The sequence below is a fragment of the Bradyrhizobium quebecense genome (assembly GCF_013373795.3).
Taxonomy (GTDB): Bacteria; Pseudomonadota; Alphaproteobacteria; order Rhizobiales; family Xanthobacteraceae; genus Bradyrhizobium; species Bradyrhizobium quebecense.
This window is the reverse complement of the sequence record NZ_CP088022.1, coordinates 3,731,683-3,747,920: the sequence shown is the minus strand read 5'-3', so window position 1 is coordinate 3,747,920 and position 16,238 is coordinate 3,731,683. Positions and strand designations below refer to the sequence as shown.

Genomic DNA, 16,238 nt, shown 5'->3' with positions numbered 1-16,238 from the left:
GCTGCGGGTCATCCAGGTGGCGTCACCTCCAGCGACAGGCGATCGAGCGGGCTCTGCGTCGCTCGGATCGTATCGGTGGCGACCTGCGTGTAGCGCGCTGTCGACGACAAATTATTGTGCCCGAGCAAGACCTGGATGATCCGGATATCGGTTCCGTTCTCGAGAAGATGTGTCGCGAAGCTGTGGCGCAGCGTGTGCAGCGTGACGCGCTTGGTCAGGCCCGCAGCCTTCACCGCCGACCGGCAGGCGGCATGCAGCACGGTCTGATCGATCGGATGATCTTCGTCACGACCAGGGAACAGATAAAGCCGCGGCCGGGCGAGCCGCCAGTAGGTGCGCAGGATGCCCAGCAGCTGGGGCGACAGCATCACGTTGCGATCCTTCGCGCCCTTGCCGTGGCGCACCTGGATGACGCCGCGGGCGCTGTCGATGTCTTCGATCCGCAGTCCCGCAACCTCCGAGGCCCTGAGCCCGGCCGCATAGGCGGTGGTGAGCGCGGCGCGGCTCTTCAGGCTCGATACCGCTTCAAGAAACTGAACCACTTCGTCGGCGCTGAGAACGACCGGCAGCTTGCGCGGTTCTCGCGCATAGGGAATGCGCTCTGGGATGAGCGCCTCGCCGAGCGTGACGCCGTAGAAAAACCGTAGCGCACAGACGATCTGGTTCAGCGCCGGCCATGAGATGCCGGTCGAGACCAAATGCACCTGGAAGGCGCGGACGTCTTCCAGCTCTAACCGGTCAGGCGATCGGCCAAAATAGCGGCTGAACTTCGAAACCGCGCTGATGTAGGATCTTTGCGTCGCCGGCGACAGATTGCGGACGGTCATGTCTTCGATCATGCGGCGGCGAAGAGGGCTCAAATCGGCCATCTCGATACTCCTGTCTGAGGGGGTGGGCTCCAACACCCACATCCTCTCAGCCAGGAGGCGATCTATGCCACCTTGCCCCCTACGCCGCGGCAGCGGCTTAGTTCAATCCCTTCCGATTCCGCCAGGTCAGAAAATGCTCTAGCCGGTGATCGACGCGCTACGCGTCACCATTTCACGTTCTGGCTGGGCACGATGAACGCCGTCGTGCTCGGCCTGTTCGGATTGTGGGTGAAGTAGCCGTAGGCGGCAATGATCACGACGAGCAGGGCAAGCACGGCCAGCAGATCGATCTGCCGGGGATCGTGCCCGTTGTGGCTGAGTTTCCAGCGCATTGTTGTTTCCTCGCCAAGGGGGCGATGAAACAATGCGCCGAGTATCGCCACAGTTCCGCCGGAACAGCTATGCGCGTGGCGTTTGGGAGCGCCGCAACAGATCAAGCGTCGTTGACGCCGCGCCAGCGGCCGTAGCGCCAGGGCAGATACCAGTGTGCCCCAGGCGGCCTCGCCTGCGGGACATTATCGATGCCAGAAGTTCCCCAGGGCTGGCAGCGCAGCAACCTTGCCAGCGTCATCCACCCGCCGGCCCAGAGTCCGAAGCGCTCGATCGCTTCATCGCCATAGACCGAGCAGGTCGGCAGATGCCGGCAGTTGTAGCCGACCAGCGGCGACAGCGTGTGCCGGTAGATCCAGATCAAGGCGCGGCCAAGGTTGCGCGGCATGCGGCGCATGGTGGTGGCACAGTCCATGCATCGCGAATGGTGTGTCGTTGAACGATCGGTCGGTGACATACGCAAGTATGTACGTAATCTTGCGGGGGTTCCAAGCTAAGGAACTGTTCAATTGCAGATATTTACGCCACAGTTGGCTACTATTGCACAGCACCAGTGGCGCTGCAGCAAGGGCTCTATGGACGGTCCAGGTCAGCAACGCTACCGTTCCCATTACGCGCCGATGACAGATTCGTGGCGCATTGCCATGGGGCCATTGCCACCGCTCGCATCACCAAGGGCTTGGGGGAAGGAACCAAATTGAGGCTCGCGAACTCGCTTTCGTTGCGCAGTTGGGTGCTCACCGGCGCCGTTGCCCTTTGCTTCGCGGTTTCCGGCACCGCCACATGGGCGGGGAGCTCCACGCAGACCAGCTCGACCCTCGAAGAACGCAAGCTGCCGATGAAGTTCAGCTGGATCGCATGCCAGCCGAATTGCCGCGGCTGGGTGTCGGCGGTCGGCATCATCACGGCCGACAGCCCCAAGGAATTCGACGAGTTCGCGCGCAGCCGCCAGCTCAGCGGCGCCACCATCGTGCTCGACTCCAGCGGCGGCTCGGTCAACGACGCGATTGCGCTCGGCCGCCGCTTCCGCGGTCTCGGCGCGCTGACCACGGTCGGCACCAGCGTCGTCAATGCGGCCGCGCAGGGCGACCGCGCCAGCGTGCTGCCGGATGCCTATTGCGAGTCGATGTGCGTGTTCCTGCTGTTGTCGGGCAAGACGCGCTATGTGCCACCGGCCGCGCACATCCGGGTGCATCAAATCTGGATGGGTGATCGCGCCGATGACGCCAAGGCCGCCAGCTACACCGCGCAGGACCTGATGATCGTCGAGCGCGATATCGGTCGTCTTGCCAAATACACCTTCGATATGGGTGGTGCGGGTGAGCTGTTGTCGCTCGCACTCAGCGTGCCGCCGTGGGAAGATTTGCACGAATTGTCGGCGGCCGAATTGCGGCTGACCAATCTCGTTACCACCGATGCAGTCGCCGACGTGCTGCCGCATCAGGACAACGCAATCCCGGTCGCCGAGGCGAAGCCGAAGAACGCCGATCGCTTCGTGAGCAGCGCGATGCAAGGCGAGGCGCTGCCGCAAGCCGCGAAGGCGACCAAGACCGCCGAGGCTGTCGTGCCGACCGGCGGCACCGCCGCCCCGGCGCCGGTCCAGCCGTCGCAGTAAGGTTGAGGCTGGCGGTCGGGCTTACGCCGGCTGCTTTGCCTTGGCCTCGATCTGGCCGATCGCATCGACCACGGCGTCGAAGGTCAGTAGCGTGGAGGCATGGCGGGCCTTGTAGTCGCGCACCGGCTCGAGCAGCGCGATGTCGGCCCATTTGCCGCCCTGCGGAGGCTGGCCATTTTCCTTCAGCATCTTGCGGACGGTCTCGCGCAATTCGCGCAGCTCATCCGCGGTCGATCCGACCACATGGCTCGCCATGATCGACGAGGAGGCCTGGCCGAGCGCGCAGGCCTTCACGTCATGGGCGAAGTCCGTCACCACGGGGCCGTCCATCTTGAGGTCGACCTTGACGGTTGAACCGCACAATTTCGAATGAGCGGTGGCACTGGCGTCCGGCTCGGCCAGTCGTCCGAGGCGCGGAATATTGCCGGCCAACTCAATGATCCGCTTGTTATAAATGTCGTTCAGCATGGGGGTAGATGCCTGGTTCCGGCTGCGCCGGGCGCTCTTGGCGGCTGGGTCTCACCGTCCTATATATGAACGGCATCGTCCGAAACATAGCCCGGCTATGCTTCCACCGCGGGCCACTTGCGCCGCGGCGGTGCTACGAAGATGGGGACTCAGGCGCCCGGCGGTTCGACGATCCGCCCCGTCTGCCCGGTGACACATCCGGCCCAAAGGCAAATGCCTGGCCGGTCGAACGGAGAAGACATGGACGCCTTGATCAAATCGATTCGCCCCAACAAGCCGGCCGATGCGAAGGCCAGCGAGCTCGACCCCTCAGAATTCCTGGCGGCGGCCGTCCGTGCCGACCAGCCGCGCCCGTCGCGGGCGGAGGCCGAGGACGCCGTGAAGACGCTGCTCGCCTATATCGGCGAGAACACCGGCCGCGAGGGCCTGCTCGACACGCCGCGCCGCGTCGTCGAGGCCTATGACGAGCTCTATCAGGGCTATCATCAGTGCCCGGCCGAGGTGCTGAACCGTACCTTCGGCGAGACCGCCGGCTACGACGATTTCGTCCTGGTCCGCGACATCGAATTCACCTCGCAGTGCGAACATCACATGATGCCGTTCTACGGCAGGGCGCATATCGCCTACACGCCGGTGGAGCGCGTCGTGGGTCTCTCCAAGCTGGCGCGGCTGACCGATATCTTCGCTCGCCGCCTGCAGACCCAGGAGCATCTCACCGCGCAGGTCGCGGCCGCGATCGACGAGGTGCTCAAGCCCCGTGGCGTTGCCGTGCTGATCGAGGCGGAGCATACCTGCATGTCGGTGCGCGGCGTCGCCAAGCATGGTGCATCGACCTTCACCAGCCGCTTTACCGGCATGTTCCGCGACAATCCGGCGGAGCAGCAGCGTTTCCTGTCCCTGGTGCGAGGACCGAACCGGTAACCTCGCATTTTCCTGAGCGAGGTTTTCCGTGTCCGCATCGACCCACGATCACGACCGCGAAGAAGGGCTGGCCTTCCAGCCCAAATTCGACGCGACAGGTCTTGTGACCTGCGTCGCGACCGATGCCGCGACCGGCGACGTGCTGATGGTCGCGCACATGAACGACGAAGCCCTGCGCAAGACGATCGCGACCGGTGAGGGCTGGTACTTCAGCCGCTCGCGCAATGCGCTGTGGCGCAAGGGCGAAAGCTCGGGCCAGACCCAGCGCGTGATCGAGATCCGGACGGATTGCGATCAGGACGCGGTGTGGATCAAGGTCGAGCAGATCGGCGCGGCCTGCCACACCGGACGGCGCTCCTGTTTCTATCGCGCCGTGAAGGGCGAGGGCGGCAATGTCAGCCTGTCCTTTGTCGACGCCGAGCGGCTGTTCGATCCGGCGCAGGTCTACCGCAAATAGCGGGTCCTGCTGGGCTCTCTGGATCTTAACGTGCCGTTAACCATAATTGCGGCAGGTTGTCGGGACATGGGTGCCGATTGCCGGCGCCCGGCAAGGCACCCGGACAGATGGCGGTCGACCTCTTCAATGCGACGGCTTCGGCAGGTGTCGATGCTTCGCGCCTGAAGGTCGCCGGTTCGATCAAGCAGGCGGCCGCGACCACCGGCACGAGCTTCGAATATTTGCTCACGACCGCGAAGATGGAATCCAATTTCAATCCGCGGGCCGGTGCCACGACCTCGTCGGCGCATGGACTTTATCAATTCATCGACCAGACCTGGCTCGGCACCGTCAAGGAGGCTGGAAGCCAGCTCGGCTACGGCCAGTATGCCGACGCCATCACCAAAAATTCCGACGGCAGTTATTCGGTCAGCGATCCCTCAGCGCGGAGCGCGGTCATGAAGCTGCGCGACGATCCCGATGCGGCGTCGTCGATGGCCGCGGTGTTGACGCAATCCAACAGCTTCAAGCTCACCGGCACGCTCGGCCGTCGTCCGACCGATGCCGAGCTCTATATGGCGCATTTCATGGGCGTCGGCGGCGCAGGCAAGCTGATCTCGAGCGCCGAGGACAGTCCGAGCGCCAATGCCGCAGCGATGTTTCCGAAAGCGGCGGCCGCCAACCAGTCGATCTTCTACGACAAATCGGGCAGCGCGCGCAGCGTCAGCCAAGTCTATTCGGTGTTGACCACACGCTACGCCGCGGCTGCGAATTCGAACGACACGCGCACGGCGTTTGCCGCGGCGGGCGGCGACACCATGTCGCCTTATGCGATCGCAAGCGCTGCGCCGACACAGGCGCCGGCCATGGACACTGCGTCCTATCTTTCGACCTTCCCGAATGCCCGCGCGGCCTCATCAGCCGGTGCGACCTCGGCCGTCGCATCGGCACAGCCGGCGCCGGCCTTCCGCTCGCTCTACCAGGGCGGCGACCGTTCGGAGCCGATCTCGCCGGCGGTGCAGGAACTGTGGGGCAATTCCGCCTCGCTGACCACGTCGGCGACGCCAAAGGTCCGAGCGCCCGGGCGGCTTGATCTGTTCAGCGATCCGAACGGCACTTACAGCAGCGGCTAGATTGCTGGCTTCGCAGGTGCGTTGGCGCGCTGTGGCCGTCTTAACGAAACGTCAATAATCCCAAACGTTTATGGTGAACCCTTTGTTAAGCGTCATGGTTTATTTTTCCTTGTAGTGGCGTCGTATGTCGATGCCGTCTCGTTGCGTAAGCCGGCAGGACCATGATCGTTCGGCAGTTCATTAGTTGGATTAGGACCGCTCCGGCAGGCGAGCGGGCAGAGGCGACGCGGGCGTTGGCCCGGGCCTGGCTCATTTCGGATCTCACCGAGGACGACCGCATCGCAGCCGAAGGCGCGCTGCTGATGCTGCTCGACGACCCGTCGCCGCTGGTGCGACAGGCGATGGCCGAGGTGTTTGCATACAGCGCGGAGGCGCCGGCTACGATCGTGCAGGCGCTGTCGGCCGACCAGCCGGCGATCGCGCTGCCGGTGCTGGAGCATTCACCTCTGCTGATCGATGCCGACCTGGTCGACCTCGTCGCGACCGGCTCCGACGAGATGCAGTGCGCGATCGCGCGCCGCGCCAATCTGCCGGCCTCGGTCGCCGCGGCGATTGCCGAGGTCGGCTCGGCGGCGGCCGCGCTCGAGCTGATCGAGAATCCCTCCGCCGGGCTTGCGCCATTCTCCTGGGACCGCATCGTCGAGCGCCACGGCCATCTCGCCGCCATCCGTGAATCGATGTTGCAGCTGGAAGATTTGCCGTCGGCGACGCGGCTCGCGCTGGTCGCAAAGCTCTCCGACACGCTGGCGCAGTTCGTCGTCGCGCGAAACTGGCTCGGCGCCGACCGCGCCGACCGCATCGCCGGCGAGGCGAAGGAGCGCTCCACGGTGAACATCGCCGCGCGTGCCTTCGGCGACGACATGCAGAACCTGATCACGCATCTGCGTGCCACCGGCCAGCTCACTGCCGGGCTGATCCTGCGCGCGCTGCTGTCGGGCAATCTCGACCTGTTCGGGGCTGCGCTCGCCGAACTGTCCGGACTGCCCTATGGCCGGGTTTCCGCGCTGTTGAACGACCGCGGCGGCAACGGCCTGCAGGCGCTGCTGCGTCGCGCCGGCCTGCCGGAATCCACCTACGCGGCGTTCCGCGTCGCGCTCGAGGCCAGCCACGAGGTCGGCTATGTTGACAGCGGCGACGGTGCCGCGCGGCTGCATCGCCGCATGGTCGAGCGCGTGCTGACCCATTGCGAGACCGATCATTCGGCCGCCGAGCCGCTGCTGATCCTGCTGCGCCGCTTTGCGACCGAATCGGCTCGCGAGGATGCGCGCATGTTCTGCGAGGAACTCGCCGCGGAAGACGCGATCGCGGTGCTGCCTTACGACGACGATCTGATCGCGGCCTGAAGGTCGCGTTTCCCGAGATTGACGATGATTGAAGCCGTGGCCGCCGCCGAGGCGCGCGGCTATTCGCCAGGTGCGATGCTTGGCGCGAGGATGGCCTCGAGATGTTCGGGCCGGTCGCGGTTGGCGTGGGTCAGGAATTCATCGGCGATGCCGCGGAGCTGCTTGCTCAGCACGCCGGCCACGACCGCGGTGTCGAGCTTGGTGCGGTTACGTACGATCGCCTGCACGGCATTAATGTGGTGGGCAATCAGCTGCGCCGGCACCGCGGCGAGGTCAGGCGCGTGCTCGATGATGCGGCACAGGCTCTCGGCCGCCGCCGCCGCCGACGGATAGCCGAATGTCGCGGCATCGCCCTTGATGTCGTGCGCGGCGCGGAACAGCTCATCGCGCGTGTTGTCGTTGAAGCCCTCGCGTTGCACCGTGGCGTGCGCGGCGGAGAGGCGGTCGGCCTCGATCGTCATCCATTCCTTGAACTCGCCCGACAGCCCGGCGAGCGCCTTTTCGGCGCGGCCGACCGGATCGTCGAGATCGCTCTCGGGGACGCGCAGCAGCACCTTGCGCAGCGGGTTCGGCTGCGTGATGACATGATGGGTGCCGAAACTCTTGACCTCGATCGTCCCGGGTTTGTCTTTCGCCATGGCGATATCCTAAATGGTCGAGCGCGCCTTCTCGAGCAGCGACGGCTGTTGCAGGATTTCGACCTCGCCGCTGCCGCGGCGTTCGGGGCCGATATAGGTATTGGTGGTGTTGCGGCGGCGGTCGGGACCGAAATAGGTCTTGGTCTTGATGAACGGGCGCGGGTTGGCGACCACGTTCATGATGCGCTGGTAGAGGCCCTTGGCCGAGATCGGCTTGGCCAGGAATTCGGTGACGCCGGCATCTCGCGCCACGGTGACGCGGCGCTTCTCGGAATGTCCGGTCAGCATGATGATCGGCGCGTAGGGATTGCCCTTGGATTCCGGCTGCCGGATCATCTGCGCGAGCTCGAGGCCGTCGAAGATCGGCATCGACCAGTCGGTGATGACGATGTCGGGCACGTAATGGGTGTACATCTCGAGCGCGGTGGCGCCGTCCTCGGCCTCATACACCTCGCGCGCGCCGAATGAATGCAGCAGCGTCCGCAGGATGCGGCGCATGTGCGGATTGTCGTCGCAAATCAAAAATCGCAGCTTGTTGAAATCGATGCGATACATGGTCCGGTCCCGAACGGGCATACCGGGCCAATGCGGTATTACCCAGCGTTAACCATATCCCGCCCGCGGTTAATGATTGGTTGCCGGGCAGGGTGGGGCGGTACGCCGTCAGTAGCCGAACTGCTCGCGCAGGATGCGCTCTTCCAGCGAGTGGCCGGGATCGAACAGCATCCGCATCGCGATCGTCTTGTCGGAGAGCACCTCGACCCGGCGGACGTCGCGGACCTCGTCATGGTCGGCGACCGCGGCGACCGGGCGCTTCTCGTCCTCGATCACCTCGATCACCACGAAGGCGGAATTCGGCAGCAGCGCGCCGCGCCAGCGCCGCGGCCGGAACGCGCTGATGGGGGTGAGCGCCAGGAGCGCCGCGTTGATCGGCAGGATCGGCCCCTGGGCGGAGAGATTGTAGGCGGTCGATCCCGCCGGCGTCGCCACCAGGATGCCGTCGGCCATCAGCTCGGGCATCCGCTCATGCTCGTCGATCAGGATGCGCAGCTTCGCGACCTGGTAGGTCTGCCGGAACAGCGCGACCTCGTTGATGGCGTGATGCAGATGCACCGCGCCGTGGATGTCGGTCGCGCGCATCAGGAGAGGATTGATCAGCGACTCCCGCGAGGCGGCCAACCGCGTGCGCAGATCGTGCGTCGAATATTCGTTCATCAGGAAGCCGACCGTGCCGCGATGCATGCCGTAGATAGGCTTGCCGCTGCGCATGTTGGCGTGCAGCGTCTGCAGCATCAATCCGTCGCCGCCGAGCGCAACCACGACGTCGGCATCGGCGGCCGAATGGTTGCCGTACATCGCGGTCAGCTGCTCGAGCGCGGTCTGCGCTTCCGCGCTCGCGCTGGCGACGAAGGCGATCTTGTCATACCGCTTGGAGCTAGCCATCGCTCACGAACTCGTTTGGCACGGAACACGCCGCGCTCGTCTATACATCCCGGGCGGCCTTGTCGAGATGGTCCCGTGAGAGACCCGATGCCCAACGGGTACCGCCAGACTAGCGCAGTTCGCTAGTGATATGCGTAAATGTCGGCCCAGGGAGTGAACGGCATGGCTAACAGTTTTGCGACACAGCTCACCGCGGCGTTGCTGGTGGCCTGCCTCGCAACCGCGGTGCGGGCCGACGACGAGACCCCGCAGCCGTCGCCGTCGCCGAGCGCGCAGGCCCCAAGCGGTCAGAACCCAAGCGGCCAGAAGGGACGGGCAGGGCGCGGCGAGACGGGCTCCGGCGCCAGCGCTGCGGCCAATGCGTCGACCGCCGAGCAGCACCGCCTGCCGCCGGATTCCACGACCAAGCAATCGGTCGCGCTGCCCGGCCGCACGCTCGCCTTCAGCGCGACCGCGGGCTCGATCCGCGTGTTCGACGACAAGGGCGAGCCGCTCGCCGACATCGCCTACACCTCCTATCAGCTCGATGGCGCCGAGAAGGCGAGCCGCCCGGTGACGTTCCTGTTCAACGGCGGGCCGGGCTCCGCTTCCGCCTGGCTGCAATTCGGCAATGTCGGGCCGTGGCGACTGCCGTTCGACGGAGCGGTATCGTCGGCCTCGCCGGAGCTGCAGCCGAATGCGGATACCTGGCTCGATTTCACCGATCTTGTCTTCATCGATCCGGTCGGCACCGGCTACAGCCGTTTCGTCACCACCTCGGAGGATGCGCGCAAGCGCTTCTTCACCGTCGATGGCGATGCCAATTCGGTCGCGCTGGTGATCCGCCGCTGGCTGGAGAAATACGACCGGCTGACCTCGCCGAAATACGTCACCGGCGAAAGCTATGGCGGCATTCGCGGGCCCAAGGTGGTGCGCAATCTGCAAATGCAGCAGGGTGTCGGCGTACGCGGCCTGATCCTGATCTCGCCGGTGCTCGATTTCCGCGACTATACCGGCTCCAGTATCCTGCAATATGTCGCGAGCCTGCCGACCATGACGGCGGTCGCGCGACAGGCCAGGGGGCCCGTGACGCGCGAGGATCTTGCCGACGTCGAGAGCTACGCGCGCGGCGACTTCCTGCTCGATCTCGTCAAAGGGCAGGCCGATACCGAGGCCACCACGCGGCTCGCCGACAAGGTCGCGAGCCTGACCGGCATCGATCCGGCGGTGAGCCGCAGGCTCGCCGGCCGATTCGACATCGGCGAATTCCGCCGCGAGTTCGATCGCAAGAACGGCAAGGTGACCGGCCGCTACGATGCCTCGGTCGAAGGCTTCGATCCCTATCCGGACTCCAGCTCCTTCCGCTTCAACGATCCGTCCGGCGATCCGCTGATGGCGCCGCTGACCAGCGCCGCCGTCGATCTCACGACGCGCAGACTGAACTGGCGGCCGGACGGCTCCTATCATCTGCTCAGCGAAAGCGTGAACAAGGGCTGGGAGTTCGGCCACGGCATCAGCCCGCCGGAATCGGTGACGCAGCTGCGCCAGATGCTGGCGCTCGACCCCAAGCTGAAGCTCCTGATCGGTCACGGCCTGTTCGATCTCGCGACGCCGTACTTCGCCTCGAAGATCATCCTCGACCAGCTGCCGGCCTTCGCGGGTCCGAGCCGCACCAGGCTCGCGGTCTATCCCGGCGGCCACATGTTCTACTCTCGCGACGGCTCGCGCCAGGCATTCCGCAAGGAGGTCGAGGCGCTGGTGAAGTGAGGGGGATATCGCTGCGCGAATGACGCGGTCCGTTGCAAATATTCTCGTCGTCCTGGCGAAAGCCAGGACCCATAACCACTGAATTCGATTGTGAACGAGATCGTCGCCCCAGCGTCGCGCGCCAATTGCCATTTGGGGTAATGGGTCCTGGCTTTCGCCAGGACGACGGCGGTGGATGGTGCTCGATTCATGATGACAAACACGCGTTGTCATCACCCGCGCATGCGGGTGATCCAGTATTCCAGAGACAGTCGTGCATGAGCCGAGAGGCCGCGGCGTACTGGGTCGCCCGGTCCGCACATCGAGCCGGGCGATGACAGATGAGGATGAGGACATGGCTTCACGTTCTTGTCCGAGCCTTGCTCTTCGTTCCGCCCTCTCCTGAACGGAGGGGGCAGGAAAGCCGGGTGCCGATCGCATTGTCTCAGCCATAGGTCTCCACGATGAAGTCGATCAGGGCGCGGAGCTTCGGCGTCATCTTGCGGTTCTTCGGCCACAGGATCTGGCGCGCGCGGGCTTGCGTCGAGTAGTTCGGCAGCAGCACCTGCAGCCGGCCCGCGGCGATATCGTCGGCCAGCAGCTCGTCGCGCATCAGCACGATGCCGGCGCCGGCCAGCGCCGCATAGCGGATGCCGAACGCGTTGTTGATGAAGAGGCGGCTCGCGACATCGACATGCACTTCGCCCTCCGGCCCGACGAAGGTCCATCGCGGCCCGTCCGACCAGCCGGGATAGTGCAGGCATTCATGGTGGATGAGATCCCCCGGATGCGTTGGTGTGCCGCGTTCGGCGAGATAGCTCGGCGCGGCGCACACCACTCCTGTGTAGGGCGACAGCGAGCGCGACATCATGGTGGAGTCGGTCAGGGTGCCGACGCGGATCGCGGCGTCGAGGCCTTCCTCGAGCAGATCGACCATCCTGTCGCTGAGGATGAGGTCGACCGAAACTTCCGGATATCTCTTCATGAAGCGGACCAGCGCAGGCGCCAGGCTGTACGACCCGAAGGCGACCGAGGTCGCGACGCGGAGCTTGCCGCGCGGCGCGCTCAACGCCTCCTCGACCAGCGCATCGCCGACCTCGGCCTGTTCCAGCAAATGCTTGCAGTGATCGAGATAGCTGCGGCCGAGCTCGGTGAGACCCTGCCGCCGCGTCGACCGGTTGATCAATTGCGAGCCGAGCCGGTCCTCGAGAAAACGGATATGCTTCCCGATCATGGTCGGCGAGATCCGCAGCTCTTTGGCCGCCGCGGTGAAGGAGCCGAGATCGGCGACGCGGGCGAACACGGCCATACTGGTCAGTCGGTCCATGGATTATAAACCAATGGTTATTTCATTGCGCATCATCGCGCCGCTTACGCAGCGTTGGAATTGGATTTATTACCACGAGTGAGCAATCGGCGCGAATGCGCGCTCGATCGCTTTGGAATGTCGCGGTTGCGCCCGGAGGGGCGCAGTCCGGACGGGTCTCGAACCAGGACAGGAGTGTCAGGATGCCTTTCCAGATCACCATCAATGGGACCAGTCATTCGGTCGATGCCGATGGCGATACGCCGCTGCTGTGGGTGCTGCGCGACGTGCTCGGCATGACCGGCACCAAGTTCGGCTGCGGCATGGCGCTGTGCGGCGCCTGCACGGTGCATCTCGATGACAGCGCGGTGCGCTCCTGCATCACGACGATCGACAGCATCGGCGACTCCAAGATCACGACCATCGAGGCGGTCGGCAAGACGCCGGTGGGCAAGAAGATCCAGGACGCCTGGCTCGCGCACGAGGTGCCGCAATGCGGCTACTGCCAGTCGGGGCAAATCATGTCCGCCTCCGCCTTGCTCGCAAGCAAGCCGAAGCCGACCGACGCGGATATCGACGACGCGATGTCGGGCAACATCTGTCGCTGCGGCACGTATGTGCGCATTCGCGAAGCCATCAAGCAAGCCGCGCAGTCGGGAGGTTGAGCCATGACACTGATGGACCATCTGTCTGAGCGCGCCGCCGACCTGTCGCGGCGCAATTTCCTCCGCGCCAGCGCGATCGCTGGAGGCGGCCTGCTGCTGAGCGTGAGCCTGCCGCTTGCGAGCAGCGAGAGCGAAGCCGCGGCCGCCGGTGACTTCGCGCCGAATGCCTTCATTCGGATCGGCGGCGACGGCAAGGTCGTGCTCACCATGCCCTATGTCGAGATGGGGCAGGGCACCTACACCTCGATCCCGATGCTGATCGCCGAGGAGCTCGAGATCGGCCTGAAGCAGGTGCAGCTCGAGCACGCGCCGCCGAGCGACAAGCTCTATGCGAATGCGATGCGCGGCGCCTGGCAGCCGATGCGGAAAGCCGGCGCCACGGCGAAAGCGATGTTGGTCGCGGCAGCGGCGAAACACTGGAACGTCGAACCCGGCTCGTGCCGCGCCGAGAACGGCGAGGTGCTTCATGCGGCCTCGGGACGCAAGCTCGGTTACGGCGAACTGGCGGTCGACGCGGCGCAGATGCCGGTGCCGGAGAACGTGACGCTGAAGAGCCCGGCCGAGTTCAAGCTGATCGGCACGCCGGCCAAGCGGCTCGATACGCCCTCCAAGATCAACGGCTCGGCCGTCTACGGCATCGACGCGCGGCCGCCCGGCGTGAAGGTCGCGACGCTGGTGCAGTCGCCGGTGTTCGGCGGGCGGGTCAAGCGCGTGGATGATGCGGCGGCGAAGGCCGTCAACGGCGTGCGCCAGATCGTGAAACTCGATGACGCGGTCGCCGTGGTGGCCGATCACATGGGGGCGGCGAAGAAAGGTCTCGCGGCGCTCACGATCGAGTGGGACGAGGGGGGGCACGCCAAGCTCGCCACGTCAGATATCGCGCGCGAGCTCGAAGCCGCCACCACGAAGCCGGGCGCGGTCGCGCAGAATATCGGCGACGCCGACAAGGCGCTGGCGGGCGCGGCGACGAAACTCGAGGCAAGCTATCAGCTGCCGTTCCTCGCCCATGCGACGATGGAGCCGATGAACTGCACCGTGCATGTTCGCGCCGACGGCTGCGAAATCTGGGTCGGTAACCAGGCGCTCTCGCGCGTGCAGGCGGTGGCCGCGAAGATGCTGGACCTGCCGCCGGAGAAGGTGGTGGTGCACAATCATCTGCTCGGCGGCGGTTTTGGCCGCAGGCTCGAGGTCGATGGTGTCATTCGCGCCGTGCAGATCGCAAAGCAGGTCGACGCGCCGGTCAAGGTGGTGTGGACCCGCGAGGAGGACATCCAGCACGACATGTACCGGCCGTACTGGTGCGACCGGATTGCGGTCGGCCTCGATGCAGCCGGCAAACCGGTGGCCTGGAACAACCGCTTCGCGGGTTCTTCCGTCATTGCGCGGTGGGCGCCGCCGGCGTTCCGCAACGGTCTCGACCCCGACACGACAGAAGGCGCGATCAATCTCGTCTATGACATTCCGAACTTCCACGTCGAATATGTCCGGGTCGAGCCGCCCGGCATTCCGACCGCGTTCTGGCGCAGCGTCGGGCCCTCGCACAACGTGTTCGTCACCGAAAGCGTGATCGACGAGATGGCGGCGGCCGCCAAGCAGGACCCGGTCGAATATCGCAAGGCGCTGCTCGGCAAGTCGCCGCGCGCCAAGGCGGCGCTCGAGCTCGCGGCGGCCAAGGCCGGTTGGGGCGGGAAGCTGCCTGCCGGGCGCGGCCGCGGCGTGTCGCTGCAATTCGTGTTCGGCAGCTACCTCGCACAGGTCGCCGAGGTCGAGGTTGCCAAGGACGGTTCGGTCCGTGTCCATCGCGTCGTCTGCGCGATGGATTGCGGCACCGTGGTCAATCCCGACACCGTGCAGGCGCAGCTGCAGAGCGGCATCAATTTCGGGGTCACCGCCGCGCTCTATGGCGAAATCACGCTGAAGGACGGTCGCATCGAGCAGAGCAATTTCGACAGCTACCAGATGCTGCGGATCGATCAGGCCCCGGCCATCGAGGTCCATATCGTGCCGAGCACCGAGCCGCCGGGCGGCATGGGCGAGACCGGGACATCGGGAATCGTGCCTGCGATCAGCAATGCGATCTTCGCGGCGACCGGCAAGCGGCTGCGAAAGATGCCGGTCGATCCGGCGGTGTTGAAGCAGACGTAAGCTACCGGCCGTCATGGCCGGGCTTGTCCCGGCCATCCACGTCCTTTCTTATTCGATTGGAGTGAAGACGTGGATGCCCCGGGCATAGGCGAGCGGAAGCGACGCCGTCCTTCGGACGGCTATGCCCGGGCATGACGGAATGCCGGCGCGATCGTGAAGCCGGGCGGATTTGCGCCTTGCATTGATCCGCGCGAGGCGGTTCGCCAATCTCAAGTTCGCCCCTCGTATCACTAACGCTCACGGCTCCACGGGAAGAGCGAGGCCGGGAAATCGGCCGCGTAGCGGTGACCGATCGGCGGGCGGGGCTCTTCTTGCGGAGGATTCGGGTCAGGCTCGACCACCTTCCTGTAAAGATGCCAGGTCGCATGACCAAGCACCGGCAGAACGACGCAGAGACCGACGAAGAATGGCAGTGAACCCACGGCCAGCAATACCGCAACGATCAATCCCCACGCCGCCATCTCAATTGGATTCATCATCACGGCCCGTATCGAGGTGCGGATCGCATCGATCGCTGTGGCATGGCGGTCGAGCATCAGTGGAAACGAGACGACGCTGACGCACAGGGCAGCCAGGGCGAAAAGGAAGCCGACGCCGCATCCGACGATGATGAGCGACCAGCCTTCGGGCGTCGTCAACACGCGCTCTGCGAAATCAGGGATGCTCGCAGCCGGAGCATAGCCGAAAGTCGCAATGTAGATCGCGTCCGCGGCGGCGATCCAGACCCCGAACAGAACGAACAGGAGAATGCCAAGTTCGAGCATGGCGCCAAACGACGGCGCGCGCAGCACCTGCATTGCATCCCAGGCTCCTGGCTCCTCTCCCCGCTCGCGGCGGCGGCTCAGTTCGTAGAGGCCTAATCCGGCGAAAGGACCGATCAGGGCGAAGCCGGCGGCGAGCGGAAACAGCAGCGGCAGAACCGAATAGCCGATCACAAGTCTGAACAGGACAAGTCCGAGGACGGGGTACATCACGCACAGGACGATGGCGTGGGTCGGGATGGCCTTGAAGTCTTCCCAGCCGAGGCGCAGCGCGTCGCCCAGGTCGGAAAGGCTGATCTTGCGAACCACAAAGGCGGTCGAGACGCCAAACAATTGCAGTTTGGGTCGTGCGAATACGGTGGTCATGGTTCCGGTCTCCTTGCTTGTGCCCGCAGGGGAACGGAGCGCCATCAACACACGCACATCCGCCTCATGCGCGA

General features: G+C 65.1%; 17 protein-coding genes. 8 read left to right on the top strand and 9 right to left on the bottom strand.

Features of this window, described 5'->3' with window-relative positions; translation table 11 throughout:
• Nucleotides 1-8: 8 nt before the first annotated feature.
• The 3 genes from HU230_RS18225 to yidD form a co-directional block, all read right to left on the bottom strand.
• Complete coding sequence (locus HU230_RS18225; RefSeq protein WP_029085027.1) at nucleotides 9-869, bottom strand: tyrosine-type recombinase/integrase; 861 nt, start codon at nucleotides 867-869, stop codon at nucleotides 9-11.
• A gap of 164 nt (nucleotides 870-1,033) precedes the next feature.
• Nucleotides 1,034-1,201: a hypothetical protein gene (locus tag HU230_RS18220; RefSeq protein ID WP_176530466.1), complete on the bottom strand. Its 168-nt coding sequence runs from the start codon at nucleotides 1,199-1,201 to the stop codon at nucleotides 1,034-1,036.
• Between the two features lie 101 nt (nucleotides 1,202-1,302).
• On the bottom strand, nucleotides 1,303-1,656 hold the full coding sequence (yidD, locus tag HU230_RS18215; protein ID WP_420840874.1) for a membrane protein insertion efficiency factor YidD: 354 nt from the start codon (nucleotides 1,654-1,656) through the stop codon (nucleotides 1,303-1,305).
• Between the two features lie 240 nt (nucleotides 1,657-1,896).
• Between yidD and HU230_RS18210 the strand changes: the two genes are divergently transcribed.
• The gene (locus HU230_RS18210; RefSeq protein WP_176530468.1) at nucleotides 1,897-2,814 is read left to right on the top strand and encodes a COG3904 family protein; all 918 of its coding nucleotides are present in this window, start codon (nucleotides 1,897-1,899) and stop codon (nucleotides 2,812-2,814) included.
• Nucleotides 2,815-2,835: 21 nt separating this feature from the next.
• Here HU230_RS18210 and HU230_RS18205 read toward each other — a convergent pair whose 3' ends face one another.
• On the bottom strand, nucleotides 2,836-3,282 hold the full coding sequence (locus HU230_RS18205; RefSeq protein ID WP_029080129.1) for an iron-sulfur cluster assembly scaffold protein: 447 nt from the start codon (nucleotides 3,280-3,282) through the stop codon (nucleotides 2,836-2,838).
• A 240-nt stretch (nucleotides 3,283-3,522) separates the two neighbouring features.
• Between HU230_RS18205 and folE the strand changes: the two genes are divergently transcribed.
• From folE to HU230_RS18185, 4 genes are all read left to right on the top strand, one after another.
• Nucleotides 3,523-4,203, top strand: coding sequence for a GTP cyclohydrolase I FolE (gene folE, locus HU230_RS18200; protein WP_176530469.1), 681 nt, complete (start codon nucleotides 3,523-3,525; stop codon nucleotides 4,201-4,203).
• Between the two features lie 28 nt (nucleotides 4,204-4,231).
• Nucleotides 4,232-4,660 (top strand): phosphoribosyl-AMP cyclohydrolase, encoded by a 429-nt coding sequence (gene hisI, locus HU230_RS18195; protein WP_176530470.1) that lies wholly within the window; start codon nucleotides 4,232-4,234, stop codon nucleotides 4,658-4,660.
• 107 nt (nucleotides 4,661-4,767) lie between these two features.
• On the top strand, nucleotides 4,768-5,772 hold the full coding sequence (locus HU230_RS18190; RefSeq protein WP_176530471.1) for a transglycosylase SLT domain-containing protein: 1,005 nt from the start codon (nucleotides 4,768-4,770) through the stop codon (nucleotides 5,770-5,772).
• A gap of 161 nt (nucleotides 5,773-5,933) precedes the next feature.
• Entirely contained in the window at nucleotides 5,934-7,115 is a 1,182-nt protein-coding gene (locus tag HU230_RS18185; RefSeq protein ID WP_176530472.1) for a DUF2336 domain-containing protein, read from the top strand.
• 59 nt (nucleotides 7,116-7,174) lie between these two features.
• Here the strand turns inward: HU230_RS18185 and HU230_RS18180 are convergent, their stop codons facing one another.
• The 3 genes from HU230_RS18180 to HU230_RS18170 all read right to left on the bottom strand — a co-directional run bounded on the left by HU230_RS18180 (nucleotide 7,175) and on the right by HU230_RS18170 (nucleotide 9,196).
• On the bottom strand, nucleotides 7,175-7,753 hold the full coding sequence (locus tag HU230_RS18180) for an Hpt domain-containing protein (protein WP_176530473.1): 579 nt from the start codon (nucleotides 7,751-7,753) through the stop codon (nucleotides 7,175-7,177).
• A 9-nt stretch (nucleotides 7,754-7,762) separates the two neighbouring features.
• Nucleotides 7,763-8,308, bottom strand: a complete 546-nt coding sequence (locus HU230_RS18175) for a response regulator (protein WP_092115128.1) — start codon at nucleotides 8,306-8,308, stop codon at nucleotides 7,763-7,765.
• Between the two features lie 108 nt (nucleotides 8,309-8,416).
• Nucleotides 8,417-9,196, bottom strand: a complete 780-nt coding sequence (locus HU230_RS18170) for an NAD kinase (RefSeq protein ID WP_176530474.1) — start codon at nucleotides 9,194-9,196, stop codon at nucleotides 8,417-8,419.
• A gap of 162 nt (nucleotides 9,197-9,358) precedes the next feature.
• Between HU230_RS18170 and HU230_RS18165 the strand changes: the two genes are divergently transcribed.
• The gene (locus HU230_RS18165; protein WP_176530475.1) at nucleotides 9,359-10,942 is read left to right on the top strand and encodes a S10 family peptidase; all 1,584 of its coding nucleotides are present in this window, start codon (nucleotides 9,359-9,361) and stop codon (nucleotides 10,940-10,942) included.
• A gap of 424 nt (nucleotides 10,943-11,366) precedes the next feature.
• Here HU230_RS18165 and HU230_RS18160 read toward each other — a convergent pair whose 3' ends face one another.
• On the bottom strand, nucleotides 11,367-12,248 hold the full coding sequence (locus HU230_RS18160) for a LysR substrate-binding domain-containing protein (RefSeq protein ID WP_176530476.1): 882 nt from the start codon (nucleotides 12,246-12,248) through the stop codon (nucleotides 11,367-11,369).
• 182 nt (nucleotides 12,249-12,430) lie between these two features.
• Here HU230_RS18160 and HU230_RS18155 point away from each other — a divergent pair, with 182 nt between their 5' ends.
• Together HU230_RS18155 and HU230_RS18150 are read left to right on the top strand one after the other, a co-directional pair.
• On the top strand, nucleotides 12,431-12,892 hold the full coding sequence (locus HU230_RS18155; RefSeq protein WP_176530477.1) for a (2Fe-2S)-binding protein: 462 nt from the start codon (nucleotides 12,431-12,433) through the stop codon (nucleotides 12,890-12,892).
• Nucleotides 12,893-12,895: 3 nt separating this feature from the next.
• A complete protein-coding gene (locus tag HU230_RS18150; protein WP_176530478.1) occupies nucleotides 12,896-15,037 on the top strand; it encodes a xanthine dehydrogenase family protein molybdopterin-binding subunit in 2,142 nt (713 codons plus the stop codon).
• Between the two features lie 230 nt (nucleotides 15,038-15,267).
• Here the strand turns inward: HU230_RS18150 and HU230_RS18145 are convergent, their stop codons facing one another.
• Complete coding sequence (locus tag HU230_RS18145) at nucleotides 15,268-16,164, bottom strand: DUF2189 domain-containing protein (protein ID WP_176530479.1); 897 nt, start codon at nucleotides 16,162-16,164, stop codon at nucleotides 15,268-15,270.
• Nucleotides 16,165-16,238: the final 74 nt, after the last annotated feature.